At 59.7% G+C, this 16,947-nt stretch carries 13 protein-coding genes; 10 read left to right on the top strand and 3 right to left on the bottom strand.

Translation table 11 applies throughout. The features are described from left to right. Positions 1-6 precede the first annotated feature (6 nt). From AC1DW3_RS17580 to AC1DW3_RS17550, 7 genes are all read left to right on the top strand, one after another. A complete protein-coding gene (locus tag AC1DW3_RS17580; protein WP_477933217.1) occupies positions 7-906 on the top strand; it encodes a polysaccharide pyruvyl transferase family protein in 900 nt (299 codons plus the stop codon). 3 nt (positions 907-909) lie between these two features. After that, on the top strand, positions 910-2,361 hold the full coding sequence (locus AC1DW3_RS17575) for an oligosaccharide flippase family protein (RefSeq protein WP_477933215.1): 1,452 nt from the start codon (positions 910-912) through the stop codon (positions 2,359-2,361). Continuing rightward, on the top strand, positions 2,361-3,209 hold the full coding sequence (locus AC1DW3_RS17570) for a glycosyltransferase family 2 protein (RefSeq protein ID WP_477933213.1): 849 nt from the start codon (positions 2,361-2,363) through the stop codon (positions 3,207-3,209). Before AC1DW3_RS17575 ends, AC1DW3_RS17570 begins: the two co-directional genes overlap by 1 nt. A 29-nt stretch (positions 3,210-3,238) precedes the next feature. Further along, complete coding sequence (locus AC1DW3_RS17565) at positions 3,239-4,273, top strand: glycoside hydrolase family 99-like domain-containing protein (RefSeq protein WP_477933211.1); 1,035 nt, start codon at positions 3,239-3,241, stop codon at positions 4,271-4,273. A gap of 143 nt (positions 4,274-4,416) precedes the next feature. After that, on the top strand, positions 4,417-5,559 hold the full coding sequence (locus tag AC1DW3_RS17560) for a glycosyltransferase family 4 protein (RefSeq protein ID WP_477933209.1): 1,143 nt from the start codon (positions 4,417-4,419) through the stop codon (positions 5,557-5,559). A gap of 1 nt (position 5,560) precedes the next feature. Beyond that, complete coding sequence (locus AC1DW3_RS17555) at positions 5,561-6,670, top strand: DUF1972 domain-containing protein (protein WP_477933207.1); 1,110 nt, start codon at positions 5,561-5,563, stop codon at positions 6,668-6,670. A gap of 32 nt (positions 6,671-6,702) precedes the next feature. Further along, entirely contained in the window at positions 6,703-7,725 is a 1,023-nt protein-coding gene (locus AC1DW3_RS17550; protein WP_477933205.1) for an acyltransferase family protein, read from the top strand. Positions 7,726-7,862: 137 nt separating this feature from the next. Here AC1DW3_RS17550 and AC1DW3_RS17545 read toward each other — a convergent pair whose 3' ends face one another. The 3 genes from AC1DW3_RS17545 to AC1DW3_RS17535 all read right to left on the bottom strand — a co-directional run bounded on the left by AC1DW3_RS17545 (position 7,863) and on the right by AC1DW3_RS17535 (position 13,011). After that, positions 7,863-8,957, bottom strand: a complete 1,095-nt coding sequence (locus AC1DW3_RS17545) for an acyltransferase family protein (protein WP_477933203.1) — start codon at positions 8,955-8,957, stop codon at positions 7,863-7,865. Positions 8,958-9,322: 365 nt separating this feature from the next. Then, positions 9,323-10,750, bottom strand: coding sequence for a DUF1501 domain-containing protein (locus AC1DW3_RS17540; RefSeq protein ID WP_477933201.1), 1,428 nt, complete (start codon positions 10,748-10,750; stop codon positions 9,323-9,325). Positions 10,751-10,755: 5 nt separating this feature from the next. Next, positions 10,756-13,011 carry a DUF1800 family protein gene (locus tag AC1DW3_RS17535; RefSeq protein WP_477933200.1) on the bottom strand — a complete coding sequence of 752 codons (2,256 nt, stop codon included), beginning with the start codon at positions 13,009-13,011 and terminating at the stop codon, positions 10,756-10,758. 267 nt (positions 13,012-13,278) lie between these two features. Here AC1DW3_RS17535 and AC1DW3_RS17530 point away from each other — a divergent pair, with 267 nt between their 5' ends. The 3 genes from AC1DW3_RS17530 to AC1DW3_RS17520 all read left to right on the top strand — a co-directional run bounded on the left by AC1DW3_RS17530 (position 13,279) and on the right by AC1DW3_RS17520 (position 16,940). Next, positions 13,279-14,286, top strand: a complete 1,008-nt coding sequence (locus AC1DW3_RS17530; protein ID WP_477933198.1) for an NAD-dependent epimerase — start codon at positions 13,279-13,281, stop codon at positions 14,284-14,286. Between the two features lie 151 nt (positions 14,287-14,437). Beyond that, entirely contained in the window at positions 14,438-15,763 is a 1,326-nt protein-coding gene (locus tag AC1DW3_RS17525) for a UDP-glucose dehydrogenase family protein (RefSeq protein WP_477933196.1), read from the top strand. 73 nt (positions 15,764-15,836) lie between these two features. Then, positions 15,837-16,940 (top strand): nucleotidyltransferase family protein, encoded by a 1,104-nt coding sequence (locus AC1DW3_RS17520; protein ID WP_477933194.1) that lies wholly within the window; start codon positions 15,837-15,839, stop codon positions 16,938-16,940. The last annotated feature ends 7 nt before the right edge of the window (positions 16,941-16,947 follow it).

Raw genomic sequence — 16,947 nt, 5'->3', positions numbered from 1 at the left:
TCGCACTTGAAGCTGTACTTTTATCGAGGTGTGCGGCCGAATTTCGGCGATGAGCTGAATTGGTGGCTTTGGCCGAAGATCTTCGGCAATGTGTTTGACGAGAGCCAGGAGAAGCTTTTTCTCGGCATCGGTTCGATTCTTTTTTCCAGCCACCCTGAGAGAGCTCGGAAAATTGTCTTTGGGTCGGGGTATGGTGGATATACCGCGCCGCCGGTCATAGATTCGAAGTGGGATGTCCGATTTCTTCGCGGTAAGCACACTGCGAAGGCGCTCGGGATGGACGCGAATCTGGGGGTGGGCGACTCGGCCATTCTGCTTCGCTCCTTGGTTGACTTCTCGTCCCCGAGCAAGCGTTACAAGTTTTCCTATATGCCGCACTGGGAAAGTGCGGAAATTGGCCTTTGGAAGGACGCCTGCCAGCTCGTAGGCATCAACTACATCGATCCATGCGGCGAAGTTGATTTCGTTCTCGACGAGATTCTAGCCAGCGAAGTTGTGATCACCGAGGCAATGCACGGCGCCATCGTCTCAGATGCCCTTCGAGTGCCATGGATTGCAGCTCAGCCCATTCATGCCGCACATCGCGCGAAGTGGGAGGACTGGGCGTCCGCATTGGACCTGACGATTAAGTTCCAGCCTATTAAGCCATCTTCATTTCTTGAATATTTGATTTCGAAACTGGGGCAGCGGGGCTTCGTTTCGAGCAAGCTCCAGTTCCATGGCAAGTTTTTGAATTCCGTCCGGCATGACTCCTTCGTTGTCAAGACGGCGGAGCAACTTCAGCGCGTGGCGCGAATTGCTCCGCAGTTGAGTTCCGACGCAGCGATTGCGCTGTCGCACGAGAGGATGCTTATCGAAGTTGAAAGAATCAAGGCTGACTACCCTGAATTGACGAGCGTTGGTTAAGCCATGAATGACGGCGGTCGCGCTCACGGCCGATGGGCTTTCTTCTGGGCTTTGGGGCAGTTTGGAGTACAGGCATTCGCCGCACTTTTCTCGTTCTTCTTGGTCGCCAGGGCAGTTGGCCCCGCAGCCTATTCAGACTACGTCGTTGGCTTGGCAATCGTGGGCGTTGCGCAATGCTTCGGCTTGGCGATCTTCAGAGAGCCAGTGGTGCAGAGCGCCGACGTCAATACGTTGCAGCTCGCTTCGGCAGCAAAGATCTCCGTTCTTTGGTCACTTGCGGTCACAGGACTTACCTGCCTTGGCGCTTGGGCTTGGTTTTCCTATAGCGGGGGCTCGCCGGCGATATTGACAATTGTTTGCCTTCTGTCATCGCGCATATTCCTTGACGGTGTTGTCGCTGTGCCGTTGGCGGGAAAGGCTCGGACCCTGAATTTGAGACTGCAGGCGGTCAGCTCGATGATCGGTTCGTTAGTCTTGATTTTCGTCGTGTTGATCACGGTAAAAGCCGGTATCGGAATCGTTGGTCTCGCGATCGGGCAAGCTGTCGCCCAGTTCGTGCAATCCTGCATTGCTCTACATTTTGCGAAATTTCAGTGGTTCTGGACGGCCCGAATCGATCGGGATTTCATACGAGAGCTCCTTCCAAAGTCAGCGAGCGTCGTCTCATGGCAGCTCATCGATTACGTCAATGGAAGTTTGGACAGGCTTTTTGTATCTGCGCGCATGCAAAGCGCGCAGATCGGCGTCTATGGCTTCGGCAAGCGGCTGAACGACATAATATTTGAAACAGTTGGCGGCGGTTTGGGAATGGTTTGCCTGCCAGTATTTGCCCGTGCCGGTGGGGACTTGCAAGTGCTCAGAGGGCGGTTCCTGGGTTGGATTGGCTGTTCTGCATTCTTCGTCCTGCCGCTGTTGACATTTCTGTTTCTCTGCGCAGATCCACTGGTTGAGGGCGTCTTCGGCGAGAAATGGCTGGGGTCAGTCCCGATCTATCGGGTTTTTCTTGTGTTGGGTGTGATTCAGGCGCTTGGTGTCGTTCAGGCCGCGCTTATTCGCGGCATGGGACGGGCTGGTATCTGGACAAGATATCTGAGTTTGCAGGCAGTAGGTAATATTGCGGCCGTCTTCTTCTTCTCCGGTGTCAGTGCGTTGGCATTGGCGGTTGCGGTCGTGGTCAAGACCTATTTTGTTTGGGGCTATTCAGTTGCGTTGATCTGCAAACTTCTGGAAATTCGATACGCTGACTATTTCCGGAGCGTTGTGCGAACGTTTGCTATTGCTGCGAGTTCTGGTGCATTGGTGTGGTTGATTTGTAGCAGCATGGCGCTTTCCGGCATGGTATTTGTGGCAACGTCTGCGATTTTCTACGTGCTGATCTATTCCTCAGCTTCATATGCTTTGAATAAATCTAATGCGCTGCGTTCATTGGCTGTTATCCGTGGAAGGTTTGTCTGATGACACGTATTTCCGTCATCATTTGCAGCAAGAATAGAAGCAAGGCGTTGTGTCAAGCGCTTGAAGCGGTGGGCACGTGCACATTTGATAAGCCTTGGGAAATTCTGGTGGTGGACAACGGTTCCACCGATGATACTTCCGACGCCGCGCGCCGGGTGTTGGAAGTGATACCGGTTCCTAGCCAAGTCATTTACGAATCCAAACCGGGCAACGGGCACGGTAGAAACGCGGCAATCGCGGTGGCTCGTGGCGAAATATTGTTTTTTACAGATGATGATTGTGTAGTCGCGCCGGACGCGTTGGCGGCGCTCGACAAGGAGTTCGAGGATCACAGCTTGGGCTTCGTTGCAGGGCGGATCAACCTTTTCAATCCGCTGGATCATCTGTGCTGTTACTTCTATAACTCAAAACCGATAACATTTCGATCACCTTGGTTTCTTAAGCCGGGCTTCGTTCAAGGGTCGAACATGGCCTTTCGGCTGGGACCGCTGCGCAATGAGGTGGGCGGATTCGATCCCATGTTCGGTGCGGGAGCGCGATTTGCCGGTGAGGATCTGGAGCTGGCCATGCGTTTCCTGCTCGCGGGTTGGCAAGGAAAATATTCGCCAGATATCGTGGTTGGTCACAATCACGGACGGTCGGAGGAGGCCTATCGCCGGCTTGAGGATTTTTACGATGAGGGCGTTGGAGCTTATATAGAAAAGACGCGGGCAGATAAGCGATGCGGTCTGTTAACACGCATTTCGATCGGAATTTATTTGGCCCGGCTGGCATTGCGATCGCCGCGAACTCTGGAGCGTGTGAGTAGCGGCCGCCAGTCTTTTGCATCGACCTTGATTCGGCGATAGGTAATGCAAACCCTTCAGGAGTAGTCATGATGAAGGCTCTGATCACCCTCTTTTTATTGCTCTCATTGGTCTTCCATGCGAGAGCCGCGGATTCGTATCAAATCGGCGTCTACTACTTTCCTGGCTGGCGTACTGGCCAGAAGGCGGCGCCGGCCAAGGAGCCCTGGCAGCGCGTGCAGTCATTCAAGGAGCGTGAGCCCATGCTGGGCTGGTACGACGATGGCGCCGAAGACGTCATGGATCGCCAACTCGGCTGGATGCATGACTACGGGCTCAAGTACGTGGCGTTCGACTGGTATTGGGGCAATGGCAAACCTTTGCTCGAGCACAGCCTGCGCGCCTATTTCGCGTCGCCCAACCGCGGCCAGGTGCCGTTTGCGCTGATGTGGGCCAACCACGATGCGGCGCCGACCTCGGCCGAGGATTTCACGAGCATGGTGAAGTACTGGATCGACAACTATTTCCGCCGCCCCGAGATGTTCAAGGTGGACGGCAAGCCGGTGGTGTTCATCCTCGATCACCAGCAGCTGACCGACCGTGCGCGCCGCTTCGGCATGGATGTGACCGGACTGATCGCGAAGGCCCAGGACATGATGCGCAGCGAGGGGCTGCCGTCGATCTATTTTGTGGGCAGCACGTTCAACAGCCCCAAGGCCGCGACGTTTGGGTATGCCGCAACGTCCACCTACAACTACCACGGCATCAGCCGTCCTTCGCGTAGCTACGGCGAATTGACCGCGGACTACCGCAAGGCCTGGGAGTTCCAGGCGGGCCGTCATGGCGTGCCCTATATCGTCCCGATGACACAGGGTTGGGACCGCCGGCCATGGGGCGGGAGCAAAGACCCGGCGCACGACCAGTCCGGTGGCGATCTCGACACCTTCGAGGCGCATCTGCGCGCCGCGCGGGACTTCATGGACTCGCACGAAGCGCAGACCCATCGGATGGGGATCATCTGCTGCTGGAACGAGTATGGCGAGGGCTCCTTTATCGAGCCGACCCGGGCTCACGGATTTGGCTACCTGGAAAAGGTAAAGGCCGTCTTTGGCGCCCCTGCCCGTTGACCCGTGTGGAGCGAGCAGAGCGCTCATTTTCATGAGCGCCTTTTTAAGAATGTTGGGACGAGTGTGGAATCAAGCAGTCGATGGTGTTGGCGTGTCGCCGCGGGCAGCGCATCCGAAGGTGTATGGACGGCGGGACTGCCTGCATGAATGAGAGCCCGACACGTCGGCGCCGCATTGGTGTCGACTTCCATGTCTTCGACGGCAAGTTCCAAGGTTCGCGCAGCCATCTGCTCGGTGTCTTTGGCGAGCTGACCCGGTTGTGTCCGGAGTACGACTTCGTCTTCCTGCTCGAGAAGACGGAGGAGCTCGGCCAGTTGCCTGGCTTCTCTGAGCCGAACGTGGAGCGGGTGCTGATGCCGGCTGCCAATCCGCTCAAGCGGTTGGCCGTCGGTCTGCCAGCCCTGCGGCGTAGGTTGTCGCTGGACCTGGTTCACACCCAGTACGTCATCCCATTGCAGCCGGTGCGGGGCAACGCAGTCACCATCCACGACGTGCTGTTCGAGCCGTATCCGGAGTACTTCGGCCGCTTCTTTGTCTGGCGGTCGCGGTTGATGATGCGATGGTCGGCGCGCAACACCGACCTGCTGTTCACTGTCAGTGAGTATTCGAGACGAGAGATTGCCGACCGCTACGGCGTCAGCGCGGAGCGCATCGTCGTCGTCCACAACGCCGTCGACCGTCAGGTCTTCTTTCCAGGCCCGCAAGGGGCAGATCTCGTTCGTGCGCGCGGGCTGCAGCCGGGTGGCTACTTGCTGACTGTGGGCCGTATTGAGCCGCGCAAGAACCATGCGGCGCTGCTCAAGGCCTACCGTGCCCTGAGCGGCACACCGCCGCCGCTGGTGATCGTCGGGCAGCGTGATTTCGGCTATGGTGACTTCGAGGCCGAGATGGCGCGCATGCCGAGAGATCGCCAGGTGATCGTGCTCAGCGAGATCGGCGACGGCGAGCTGCCCGCGCTGTACCGGCATGCGCAGGTCTTCGTCTATCCGTCGTTCGCCGAAGGCTTCGGCATGCCGCCTCTTGAAGCGCTGGCCAGTGGTGTGCCGGTGGTGACTTCGGCATCGACCGCCATTCCTGAAGTGGTCGGAGATGCCGGGCTGCTGGTGGACCCGAAAGACCCCCAAGGCTTGCAGGAGGCCCTTGAGCGGCTGCTCCATTCGCCGGAGCTGCGGGCCGACTTCGCCCGGCGCGGGCTGGCACGAGCCGACCATTTCACGTGGAAGGCGGCGGCGCAAAACCTCGCCGTGGCTTACCGCGCGTATTTCCAAACTGTTGACAGGCGCTGACGTGTCGAATCGAACCTTGCGCATCCTGGGCACACGTGGCGTGCCCGCCGCCCATGGCGGCTTTGAAACCTTTGCTGAGTACCTAGCCCTGCATCTGGTGCGCCAGGGCTGGCGCGTCGTCGTCTACTGTCAGGAGGAGGGCACAGGCCCGATCTTCGAGGACCGTTGGGAAGGCGTGGAGCGTGTACGCATCCCTGTGGACGGAGACGGCGCCAAGAGCACCATCGTTTTTGATTGGAAGGCCACGCTCCACGCAGCGCAGCACCGCGACCTGTGCATAACGCTGGGCTACAACACGGCGGTGTTCTGTGCGCTACTGCGGCTCAAGGGTGTGCCCAACGTCATCAACATGGACGGCATCGAGTGGTCGCGGGCCAAATGGGGCATGGCGGCGAAGAGCTGGTTCTGGCTTAACGACTGGGCTGGCTGCTGGCTGGGCAATCACCTGGTGGCCGACCATCCTGAGATCAAAGCTCACCTCAGTTCGCGTGTCAGTCCGGAGAAGATCACGGTCATCGCCTATGGCGCTGACCGGGTGACGGACATGCCGGACGCGCCCGTGCGGGCCWTAGGGTTGGAGCCGGGGCGTTATCTGACGCTGGTGGCCAGGGCTGAGCCGGAGAACTCCATCCTTGAGGTGGTGACGGGTTTCTCAGCACAACGACGCGGTGTGGTGCTCGCCGTGCTTGGCAAGTACAGCGATGACAACGCCTACCACCGCGCGGTCAAGGCCGCCGCCAGCGACGAAGTGCGCTTCATGGGAGCGATCTATGACAAGCCGGTCGTGCAGGCCCTGCGTTTTCACAGCCTGGCCTATGTGCACGGTCATCAGGTCGGAGGAACCAATCCCTCGCTCGTCGAAGCGCTCGGCGCGGGCAATGCTGTGATTGCCCATGACAACCGTTTCAACCGCTGGGTGGCCGGCCCCGAGGCGCTCTATTTCAGTGGCGCAAGCGGATTTGGTGAAGCCTTGACCCGCGCTCTGGCTGAGCCTGAATTGCTGCCGCGCATGCGAGCTGCTTCCTACGCCCGCTTTGCGGCCGGATTGACCTGGCCGCAGATTCTGGACCAGTACGAACGGCTGTTGAGTCAGTGGTTGCCGAACCACTGAAACACTTGGTTCGTGTTGGCGTGAACAAAACAATGCAATTCGTTGGAATTCAGTATTTGAGGGGACTGGCCGCGTTGGCGGTGGTTTTGTTCCACGTGGCCACATTCATTGTTGGCCAATCAGCTGAAAAAACGCTGGCGATTGGTGGCTTGAGCGCCGGCGTCGATATATTCTTTGTCATCAGCGGATTCATTATTTGGAAAACTACTGACAGGGTCGGAGTCTCACCGTTGGCTTGGTGGCGTGGGCGGCTTATCCGAATCGTGCCGCTGTATTGGATTGCCCTGCTGAGCACTTTGGCGACAAAGCAGGTAATGGGCGCGCACATGCCCGGCGGCCTAGAGGCGCTTAAGGCGTTTGCCTTCATTCCGGTTGTTAATAGTACTGATCAAACGATGACTCCGTTCCTGTCGCCAGGATGGACGCTGAACTATGAATTTGCGTTCTATGGAATAATGGCGTTGGCCTTGAATATTCCAAATAGATGGCAGCGCGGTTGCACCTTGGTCGCAATCTTTGTGGGGCTTGTGAGTCTGCGCACATTGGCTGACCCTTCGGACCCCATCCAATTTCGCATGACGAGCCCATTGTTCTTTGAATTCTTGGCCGGCATCGCCATTGCAATATTAAGCCGCTCGGTTTTCGTGGGCGGAAAACGGGGTGTGGTTCTGGGTATTTTTTTCGTGCTTTCTGCGGTTGTGTTCTATGTGTTTGTTACGCCTAGAATGTTCCCGAGTGGGCCGCGATTTATATACTTTGGCGTTCCTGCCGCGCTTCTTGTGTTTGCATCGATTCTGCTTGAGGATTTGATCCGACAAAGCGTGTTGCAGCCATTAAAACGCCTGGGTGACTCGTCTTATTCTCTGTATCTGAGTCATCCACTGGTTCTGACGGTGGGCTTTGGCGCGCTCGGGAGTTCGGTGATTTCCAGGGCATGGATCGGCATTTTGCTTCTGGTGTTGTGTGTCGCTACAGGGCATGCCATGCATCGTTACATAGAACGTCCATTGGTAGAGAGGATGAATCTCCGTTTCAATAGGCGTCTAGTGCACTAGTTAACTGGGCCGGAAATTCACCGAACTTCCCGAGCCGCTGAGCAGCGGCTCGAATCCCCTTCTGGCGGCAGTGTCCTAGTAACAATCACCCTCGGCGCTAGCGGTTGGCTTTAACGCACCTGTCGGTTTGTTCTTGCCTAATTGACTGCTGCCGTTGGGGAGCGAGTTATACCCAAAGTGGCTCCGAACTTGATGCCCGGCTTTTCTATCCACCGGTAGGTGAGTTGCGACAGCGCATAAGTGCTAAGGAGCACGCACACGAGCAGCGCAATGGCATATTGCGCCTTGTCAATGCCCGCCAGATTGAAAAGGTAAACGAACAGCGTTACCGGGATCATGTGGGTGAAATAAATGGAATATGACCGCTCGCCTTGATGAACTGCCCTGGGGCTATTGAGGATGTCAGCGAGAAATTTTAGTTTGCCAGACGGATTCAATATGCATGCGATGGCTGTGACCCAGATCGCGAGCGGCACAACCTGCCAAAGGCCTTGCTTAACCAGGATCAATACAGCGAAGATGCACATCATGGACGATGTAAATTTTCTAGTCGCTTGAGCTGTAATGAAGAAGTAGGTGGCAATGCCAATGCCGAAATGCCAGATATAACTACCGATAAACGCTGATGAAAACCATCTGCTCGCTAGCGAGGCTCCCAGCATAACTATAAACGCCGCCGCCGCTCTCTTGGGCGTGCGCAGTGCCCAAACAAATAGTGGGGCGACGATATAGAACTGCCATTCAAGGGATAAGCTCCACGCCTGACCGACAATTGTCCATGGTGCACCGGCTAAGAACTTTGGTGGCACTATGCCTTGAAGTAGCGGAGCGTGGATCAGAAAGTGCGTGCCAAGAGCGCTGCCGCTCATTTTCGCAAGCTCAAGGCGCGATTGATTTGTGGCCGTGACAAATGGAATATTGGCCCAGGCAGAGATTTGCATCTCTATTAAAAGCGCTGACACTATCAAGACCGCTAGATAAAGCGGAAATATGCGAAACGCGCGCCGCACTATATAGGGCGCGTAGGGTTCCGATTTCTTGTCGATCAGAAGGGCAATTACGAAGCCGGAAAGCAAGATGAAAACATCCACTGGCAGCGTATTGCGGTCAATCAGTGGCAGTTGCCAGCCGGCTGTTAAGGATATGTGGCCGATAACAACCCACCATGCCATGACCCCACGAAGGCCCTCAAGGGCCTTGATTTTCGATTTTTCTGGTGTGGGATCCGCCATGGAAGAACTCTTAGGGCCGGCACGTGTTCTGGCTGAAGTCTAACCCTGGCTTGTGGCGGACAAATGCCTATCGTGCCCCCGCGATAGGTTTCAAATCTCAAGTCGCCTTGCTCGGCGCTTGCTGCCACATGACGCTCACTGCATCGCATTGGGCGCGTAACTGAATGCAGCGAGTTCGCGCCATAGTGTTTATTTGCGATGCAAGTGCGAGCGTGAGAGTGGCTGAACTGAGATCGTTGAACAGGCCGGCGATTCGATGAGAAATCTACGTAGGCATGTCGTCGGCCAAGATCGCTTGCGGTTGCGTCGCGGCCTGATGGTCCCGCGCCCCACAGATTGGTAGGTCCAGGTGGCGGGGCGCTCTCTTAGCCGAACAGCGCAGGCCCTGCACCAAAACTCGGTAGATTGGGCAGCACGAGCTGCCGCTCCGTGGCGCTCAAGCCCATCCATCCCGCCAGCGTACCGGCCAGCTGAGTGACGCCGATGCCGGGCAGCAAGCGACCCTGACCCACGTCGGAGTTGGTGCCCAGGGCCGTGACGGGGAAGTCGCCGAAGATCTGCTTGCCCTTGACGGCGCCGCCCAAGACGAAATGGTGGCCGCCCCAGCCGTGGTCTGAGCCGTCGCCATTGCTGAGTAGCGTGCGGCCGAAGTCGCTGGCGGTGAACAGCGTCACGTTGCTGGACATGCCGACGCCCTGGATGGCGTCCATAAACCACCCGATCGACTGGGCGACGCGGGCCATCATCATGGGTTGATCGCGCATCTGGAAGGCGTGTGCGTCGAAGCCACTCACGTTGACCATGAACACCTGCCGAGCCATACCCAGGCGGGGCGCGGAGGCGATCATCTGGGCCACGATGCGCAGTTGCTTGGCGAGTGAGTCGGACGCGAGGTTGAGTGTGGTGCCGTCGGGCAGCGTGATGTTGATACTGGGGAGCGCAGGGATGGCGGCGGCCGACAACGCGCTTTGCAAGGTGCCGGAGGTGGCAAGCGAGCGCTGGACGACCTTTAGGTATTCGGCCTGGAAGTCATTGGGACTGCTCGCGGTCCCCAGCATGTTCTTCAGCGCGCCGGGCACGGCGGTGCTGCCCGCATGGGTGCCGGCCTGTGCGGCGCTGATCGTCACCGGGCCGTTGACTCCCAGTTGGTATTGGCTGACCTTGGAGCCACTCAGGAACACGGCGTTGCCGCTGGTGGAGATGGCGGTGAAAACCGGCTGCTGATTGGCAGACATGAGCACGTCGCCCATGCGGCCGCCCCAGCCAGTGGGCGCGCCTTCGGGCTGCAGCGACTGCCACATGGCCTGCTGGTCGTTGTGGGAGTAGAGCTTGGGCGGCAGGCCAACACCGGCCAGAGCCTCGCTCTTGGTGACAGGGCGAACCAGCGTGCCAACGTTGGCGATCGCGGCGCACCGGCCAGCTTCATATAGGGCTTGCAGCGGCGCCAGTTCCTGCGGCATGCCGAAGGTGCGTCCGGCCGCTTGGCCCGTGGTGCTCATTGCAAGCAGTTTGTTCAGCGGAACCGCAAGCTCACGGCGAGCTGCGGCATAGCTGGCGTAGCTGCTGGCGTCCGTCGGGACAACCCAGTTGTGGCTGTCGTTGCCGCCCTGCATGAAGAGGCACACGATGGCCTTGTAACCGTCGTTGGTGGCGGCGGCCGAAGCTTGTCCGGCCGCCATGGCGCCGAGCCCCGCCAGGTTCATCGCGAGAGGGGTGCCGAATCGGCCCAGCCCAGTGGCGGCCAAGCCGCCTGCAGCTGCGAGAAAAGCGCGTCGAGAGGTGTTGGTGGCCATGGGAATCAGGGTTGGAAGATGTATTCGGGAGAAGCCAGCGTCAGGAAGATGGCAACCTGAGCCCGACGAGTGGCGCCGCCGTCGGAGGCGAGGCTGATCTGGGAGGTGATGTCCAGGATTTGCTGTCGCAGTGCCGGGGTCATGCGGCCGCCCAGCAGCATCAGATTCAGGTGATCGGGAAGCGCCGCGAGGTTGGAATAGCTGGCCATCGCCACCTGAGACGCATAGGTGCTGGCAACGTCGTTGTTTGCGCCTATGCCCGTGGTGGTCATGAATTCGACGGCGTTCAGCCAAGTGGCCACGCTGGATTCGTTGATGATCTGAAATTCTGGTGCGGTGGCGTTGCGGGCGCTGAACGCGCTGTTGGGGGGGATGTAGCCGGGGCGGTAATAGCCGAACACAGAGGGCGCCCACAGCGCGCGCTCGCCTTGTGTCTCCAGGATCTCGTGAATCAGGTATTCGCCGCTGGCCGACTGCGCGCCGAGCGCTCGCATCCAGTGCGACACGCGCTGCACAGGCTCACGCAATTTGCCGAAATTGGCCGAGGGCGCGCTGCGTGCTTCAGGGTCGAGCAGGATGGCCTTGACGACGGCGCCAAGGTCGCCGCGCACGCCCTGACCGTTGTCGTTGAAAACCGTCGCGACGCGGTCGACATAGGCCGCGCTCGGGTTGCTGGTGACCAGATGCTGGATGAGTTGGCGGCCGATAAACGGCCCGACGTTGGGATGCTTGAACAGCGCATCAAGCGCGCCCTTCAGATCGGCTTGCGCGCTGTTGCCGGCAGGCAGCGTCACCGCCCAAGATTTGCCCGTGAAAAGCTTCTTCTCCGCGGTGGAGTGCTGGCTGGCATAGGCCTTCATCGGCAGGAAATCGATCTGTTGATCGTTGGCGGCCGTGACGCTGGGGGTGCTGTAGCGGAAGGTACTTTCGTTCAGCATGGAATCGGGATAGGCCCAGCTCCAGCCGGTGAACACCTTGGCCATCGCCATGACGTCAGCGGTGGTGTAGGTCTCGATAGGGTTGCCGTTGGCATCGCGCTTGAGCGTGCCATCGTTGTTGAGTTCGTACAGGCCGATGGAGAAAAGCTGCATGACCTCGCGACCGAAGTTCTCGTCGGGCAAGCGTCCGGTCGCCGTGTCTTCCTTGCGGTTGCGCATGTGGGACAGGTAGATGCCCATCGCTGGCGACAGCGCCATGTCCTCCAGCAGCGTGCGGAAGTTGCCGAACGAGTTCTTGTGCAGCAGATCGACGTACTGCGCGTAGGCGCGGGCGTGGGCGTACAGGTTGACGTCGGCCTGCGAAATCATGAACACCTGGTGGAGTGCGAAGGCCGTGCGCTGACGCAACTGATCAGGGGCGCGGGCTGCGCGTTCCCAGAACTTCTGGCCCACCCAAACCGGCGTGTAGTTCGCACCCTTTGGGCGGTAGGCATCGCCAAGGGCGTACTTCGCCTGCACATTGGCGAAGAAGTCTCGTGCGTACGGCAAGGCTTGTTGCGCGGAAATCCAGCTGGCGTAGTCGCTGCTGACCACCTTATTGATATCTTCCACCGTCGGGCCGAATGTGGCCTGCTGCAGGAAGCGAACAGCATCGACCTTGTTCGCCCATTGCGCGTCTGAAGCAGGGCTGCCGGGCCAAGTCAATCGCAACGCGCCGTCCACAAAAAGGCTGCCCTGCCCGGTGATGGTGTCGACGCTATCAAAGGCCAGAGTGCGCGGGCCGCGATCGACGATGGCGCCACTGACGGTCGGCAGGAGGACCGTCACGCCATCGCTGATGTAGGCGATGTGCAAGTTGCGATCAACGCCATTGACGGTGCCATCGTTGGTGAACACCACGTCGAGCTTGACGCCAGCGGTTAGCGTGGGCGCGTCGAACTTGTAATCTTCCAGCGTCGTCGATTTCACCTCGACGGTGCCGATGACCTGCCCGTTGATGCGCACGCTCATCATGGCGCCCATGCCACCGGCGACGTCGGCCCGTGCACGAACGGTCAATGTGGGCACAGCTGCCACAGCGGCCATCGCCTTTGCCATGGGCTCAGCTGTGGTCTCCGGCGTTGCGGATGCTGAAATGACCACCGCGGCAGAGCCGCTGACAGCGGCGCCACCGTTATCGGCGGCTGAGGAGCCGGAGATGTTCGCAGTTGGCTGGACCGATGCATCCGACGAGCCACCGCCGCAGGCAGTCAGCGACGCCGCGGAGATGGCGACGGCGATGGCGGTGAGAACCGGACGCGAGGCGTTGAGCAGGAAATTCATAGGTTGGAGCACGATGTACAGCGATGTGCGCCACATGAGCTGGCGGCTGATTGGGAGGTTAGTCCGACCCTCCCAATGTAGGTGGTTGACGTTGCTTGTGAAATGGGCTATCTGGCATGGCCCGTGAATGCCGTCACGACCTCAAAGTTGGTTACACGAAGACACGTACACCGGAATAGTGATGGTTTCCTCATCGGAGATCGGACCGTTGAATTCGTCACGTATAGGAGAATGCTGCGCTGCACTCGGGCAGCATAGGAATTCAGCATGAAGGTACTCGTCACCGGCGCAGCCGGCTTCATCGGTATGCACGTCAGCCAGATCTTGCTGGCACGGGGCGATGAGGTCGTAGGCCTGGACAACCTCAATGACTATTACAGCCTTCAGCTCAAGCATGACCGTCTGGCGCGCCTGACGGCCAAGCCGGGTTTCAGCTTCGTGCAAATGGACGTGGCAGACCGTGCCGGCATCGCCAAGCTTTTTGACGAGCATCGCTTTGACCGTGTGGTGCATTTGGCGGCCCAGGCTGGTGTGCGCTATTCCATCGAGAACCCGCACGCCTACATCGACAGCAACGTCGTCGGCTTCACCAACATCCTTGAAGGCTGCCGCCACAGCGGCGTGCAACACCTGGCGTACGCCTCCAGTTCCAGTGTCTATGGCGGCAACACGCTGATGCCCTTCTCGGAGCATCACAGCGTTGACCATCCCATCAGCCTCTATGCCGCGACGAAGAAGGCCAACGAGCTGATGGCCCACACCTACTCGCACCTTTTTGGGTTGCCGACGACGGGCCTGCGCTTCTTCACGGTCTACGGGCCCTGGGGCCGGCCGGACATGGCGCTGTTCCTGTTCACCAAGGCCATCATCGAGGGGCGGCCTATCAACGTGTTCAACCACGGCAAGATGATTCGCGATTTCACCTATGTCGACGACATCGCCGAAGGCGTGGTGCGCGTGTTGGACCGCACGGCCACGGCCGATCCCGATTACGACCCCAACAAGGCCGACCCGGCGCGCTCCAGCGCTCCCTATCGCGTCTTCAACATCGGCAACCACGCGCCCATCCAACTGATGAGCTTCATCGAGGCCATCGAGCAGGCGGTGGGCCGCGAGGCGGTGAAGAACTTCATGCCGATGCAGGATGGCGACGTTCCCGCAACGCACGCCGACGTCGAGGAGCTGGGGGCATGGACGGGCTTCCAGCCGGCCATGCCGGTGCCCGAAGGCATTCAGCGCTTCGTCGCCTGGTACCGCGACTATTACAAGGTCTGATCGCAGCGCTTGCGAGACATCCCGCCCCGAAAGCCGCCAGTTGGCGGCTTTTTTCATGTCAATTTTTTGAAGCCTGCACAGCTTGCCGGCTTCAACAGGCCTGTCACGTTCGGTCATTAAAAAGCCGTTACCGCAATGAACGAGACACGGCATGAAAGTCACCGCCATCGGCGCCGGTTACGTGGGCTTGGTCACGGGCGCCTGCCTGGCCGAGATGGGCAATCACGTCGTCTGCCTGGACGTGAACCCGGAGAAGATCCGCGTCCTCAACGAGGGCGAGATCCCGATTCACGAGCCGGGGTTGCTGGAGGTGGTGCGTCGCAACGTGGCCGCGGGCCGCCTGCAGTTCACGACCGATGTGGACCACGCCGTGCACCACGGCACGCTGCTCTTCGTCGGCGTGGGCACGCCGCCCGATGAGGACGGCTCAGCCGACCTGCAGTACGTGGTTGCCGCCGCCCGCTCCATCGGTCAGCGCATGACCGACTACAAGGTCATCGTCGACAAGAGCACGGTGCCGGTGGGTACCGCCGACAAGGTGCGCGCCGCGATCCAGGAAGAGCTGGAGAAGCGTGGTCGCGGCGACATGGCCTACGCCGTCGTCTCCAACCCGGAGTTCCTGAAGGAAGGGGCTGCGGTGGAGGACTTCATGAAGCCCGACCGCATCATCGTGGGCTCCGACGACGAACAGGCCACGCTGTTGATGCGCGCCATCTACTCGCCGTTCAACCGCACGCAGGACCGCATGCTTATCATGGACGTGCGCAGCGCCGAGTTCACCAAGTACGCCGCCAACGCCATGCTGGCCACGCGCATCAGCTTCATGAACGAGCTGGCTCTGCTGGCGGAGAAGGTGGGTGCCGACATCGAGTTGGTGCGCCGCGGCATCGGCTCCGATCCGCGCATCGGCTACCAGTTTCTCTATGCGGGTGCCGGCTACGGTGGTTCCTGCTTCCCCAAGGACGTCAAGGCGCTCGTGAAGACAGCGGCCGACAACGGCATCCCGCTGAAGGTGCTCGCTGCCGTGGAAGAGGCAAACGAGCGCCAGAAGCGCGTGCTGGTGGACAAGGTGGTGGAGCGCTTCGGCGAGGACCTGAGGGGACGCCGTTTCGCCGTGTGGGGCTTGGCCTTCAAGCCCAACACCGACGACATGCGCGAAGCCCCGTCGCTGGTCATCCTCGAGGAGCTGACCCGGCGCGGCGCCATCGTGCTGGCCTATGACCCGGTGTCCATGCCCGAGGCGGCCCGCGTGCTGGGCCCACGCGACGACGTGCGGCTTGTCAGGCGCGCCGAGGATGCGTTGCTCGATGCGGACGCGCTGCTGGTGGTGACCGAGTGGAAGGAGTTCCGCACGCCGGACTTCGATGCCATCAAGGCCAAGCTCAAGCAGCCGGTCGTGCTCGATGGCCGCAATCTCTACGACCCCAAGCTGATGAAGGTCTTGGGCTTCGACTACCGCGGCATCGGCCGCGGTTGACCCCCCTAGCTGCGCTTGGCGGGCCCGACGCTTGCTTGCCTCTGTGCACTCGTCACTATGTTAGGAGGCCGGCATGGCCAAAGCAATGATCCTGGCTGCGGGCCAGGGAACGCGGGTGCGTCCGTTGACGAAGCACACACCCAAACCTATGGTGCCGATCCTCGGCAAGCCGGTCATGGAGTACCTGGTCGAGCATCTGGCGCGCTACGACGTCACGCAGATCATGGTCAACGTGGCTTTCATGCATTGGAAGATCGAGAACTACTTCGGGTCTGGCCACCGCTGGGGCGTCGAGCTCGGCTATTCCTATGAAGGTGTGCGAGAGCAGGGCGAGGTGATATGCAAGCCCGTCGGTTCGGCCGGAGGCATGCGCAAGATTCAGGACTTCGGCGGTTTCTTCGATGAGACCTTCATCGTGTTGTGCGGCGATGCGGTGATCGATCTCGACATCGAGGCGGCTGTGGCTGAACACAAGGCCAAGGGCGCGATTGCGAGCGTCGTCACACTGGATGTGCCTCGTGAGCAAACGAAGAGCTACGGCATCGTTGTCGCGGATGCTGATGGTCGGGTGACGTCTTTCCAGGAAAAGCCGAAACCCGAGGATGCCAAGAGCACTCTGGCCTCAACCGGCATTTATATCTTCGAGCCAGCGGTGCTGGACCTGATACCGCCCGGTGTCGAATTCGACATCGGAAGCCAGCTGTTTCCGCTGCTGGTGGCGAAGGGCCTTCCCTTCTTCGCGCAGAAGCGTCCGTTCAACTGGATCGATATTGGCCGAGTGACAGACTACTGGGCGGTGACCCAGCAGGTGATGGCCGGAGGCGCAGCGCAGATGGACATGCCAGGGCGCGAGGTGCGACCTCAGGTGTGGGTGGGCTTGAACACCTCGGTGGACTGGGACAAGGTGCATATCGAGGGGCCGGTCTATATCGGCTCCAACGTGCGCATAGAGCCGGGCGCCCGTGTGGTTGGGCCGACTTGGATCGGCCACGGTTCCCATCTGCGCAGCGGCTCGATCGTTGAGCGTTCCGTGCTTATCGAGCACACCCGCATCGGCGAAGGCATGACTGTGCGCGAAATGATCATTTCGCCGCAATACTGCGTCGACCGCACCGGCCATACGAGCTATGTCGGCGATGAAGTGACGCCGCTGCGTTGGGGCGACGCGCGCGCGTGAACTTTGT

It is taken from the genome of Roseateles sp. P2_H4 (genome assembly GCF_056403315.1).
Note: the sequence above shows the minus strand (reverse complement) of the source record. Positions and strands in the feature narration are given on the sequence as shown.

Excerpts from the sequence above, each read along its gene's own strand:
- AC1DW3_RS17575 (WP_477933215.1), top strand. The coding sequence starts at position 910 with ATGAATGACGGCGGTCGCGCTCACGGCCGATGGGCTTTCTTCTGGGCT.
- AC1DW3_RS17565 (WP_477933211.1), top strand. The coding sequence starts at position 3,239 with ATGAAGGCTCTGATCACCCTCTTTTTATTGCTCTCATTGGTCTTCCAT.
- AC1DW3_RS17540 (WP_477933201.1), bottom strand. The coding sequence starts at position 10,750 with ATGGCCACCAACACCTCTCGACGCGCTTTTCTCGCAGCTGCAGGCGGC.
- AC1DW3_RS17570 (WP_477933213.1), top strand. The coding sequence starts at position 2,361 with ATGACACGTATTTCCGTCATCATTTGCAGCAAGAATAGAAGCAAGGCG.
- AC1DW3_RS17560 (WP_477933209.1), top strand. The coding sequence starts at position 4,417 with ATGAATGAGAGCCCGACACGTCGGCGCCGCATTGGTGTCGACTTCCAT.
- AC1DW3_RS17535 (WP_477933200.1), bottom strand. The coding sequence starts at position 13,011 with ATGAATTTCCTGCTCAACGCCTCGCGTCCGGTTCTCACCGCCATCGCC.
- AC1DW3_RS17545 (WP_477933203.1), bottom strand. The coding sequence starts at position 8,957 with ATGGCGGATCCCACACCAGAAAAATCGAAAATCAAGGCCCTTGAGGGC.
- AC1DW3_RS17550 (WP_477933205.1), top strand. The coding sequence starts at position 6,703 with ATGCAATTCGTTGGAATTCAGTATTTGAGGGGACTGGCCGCGTTGGCG.
- AC1DW3_RS17520 (WP_477933194.1), top strand. The coding sequence starts at position 15,837 with ATGGCCAAAGCAATGATCCTGGCTGCGGGCCAGGGAACGCGGGTGCGT.
- AC1DW3_RS17525 (WP_477933196.1), top strand. The coding sequence starts at position 14,438 with ATGAAAGTCACCGCCATCGGCGCCGGTTACGTGGGCTTGGTCACGGGC.
- AC1DW3_RS17530 (WP_477933198.1), top strand. The coding sequence starts at position 13,279 with ATGAAGGTACTCGTCACCGGCGCAGCCGGCTTCATCGGTATGCACGTC.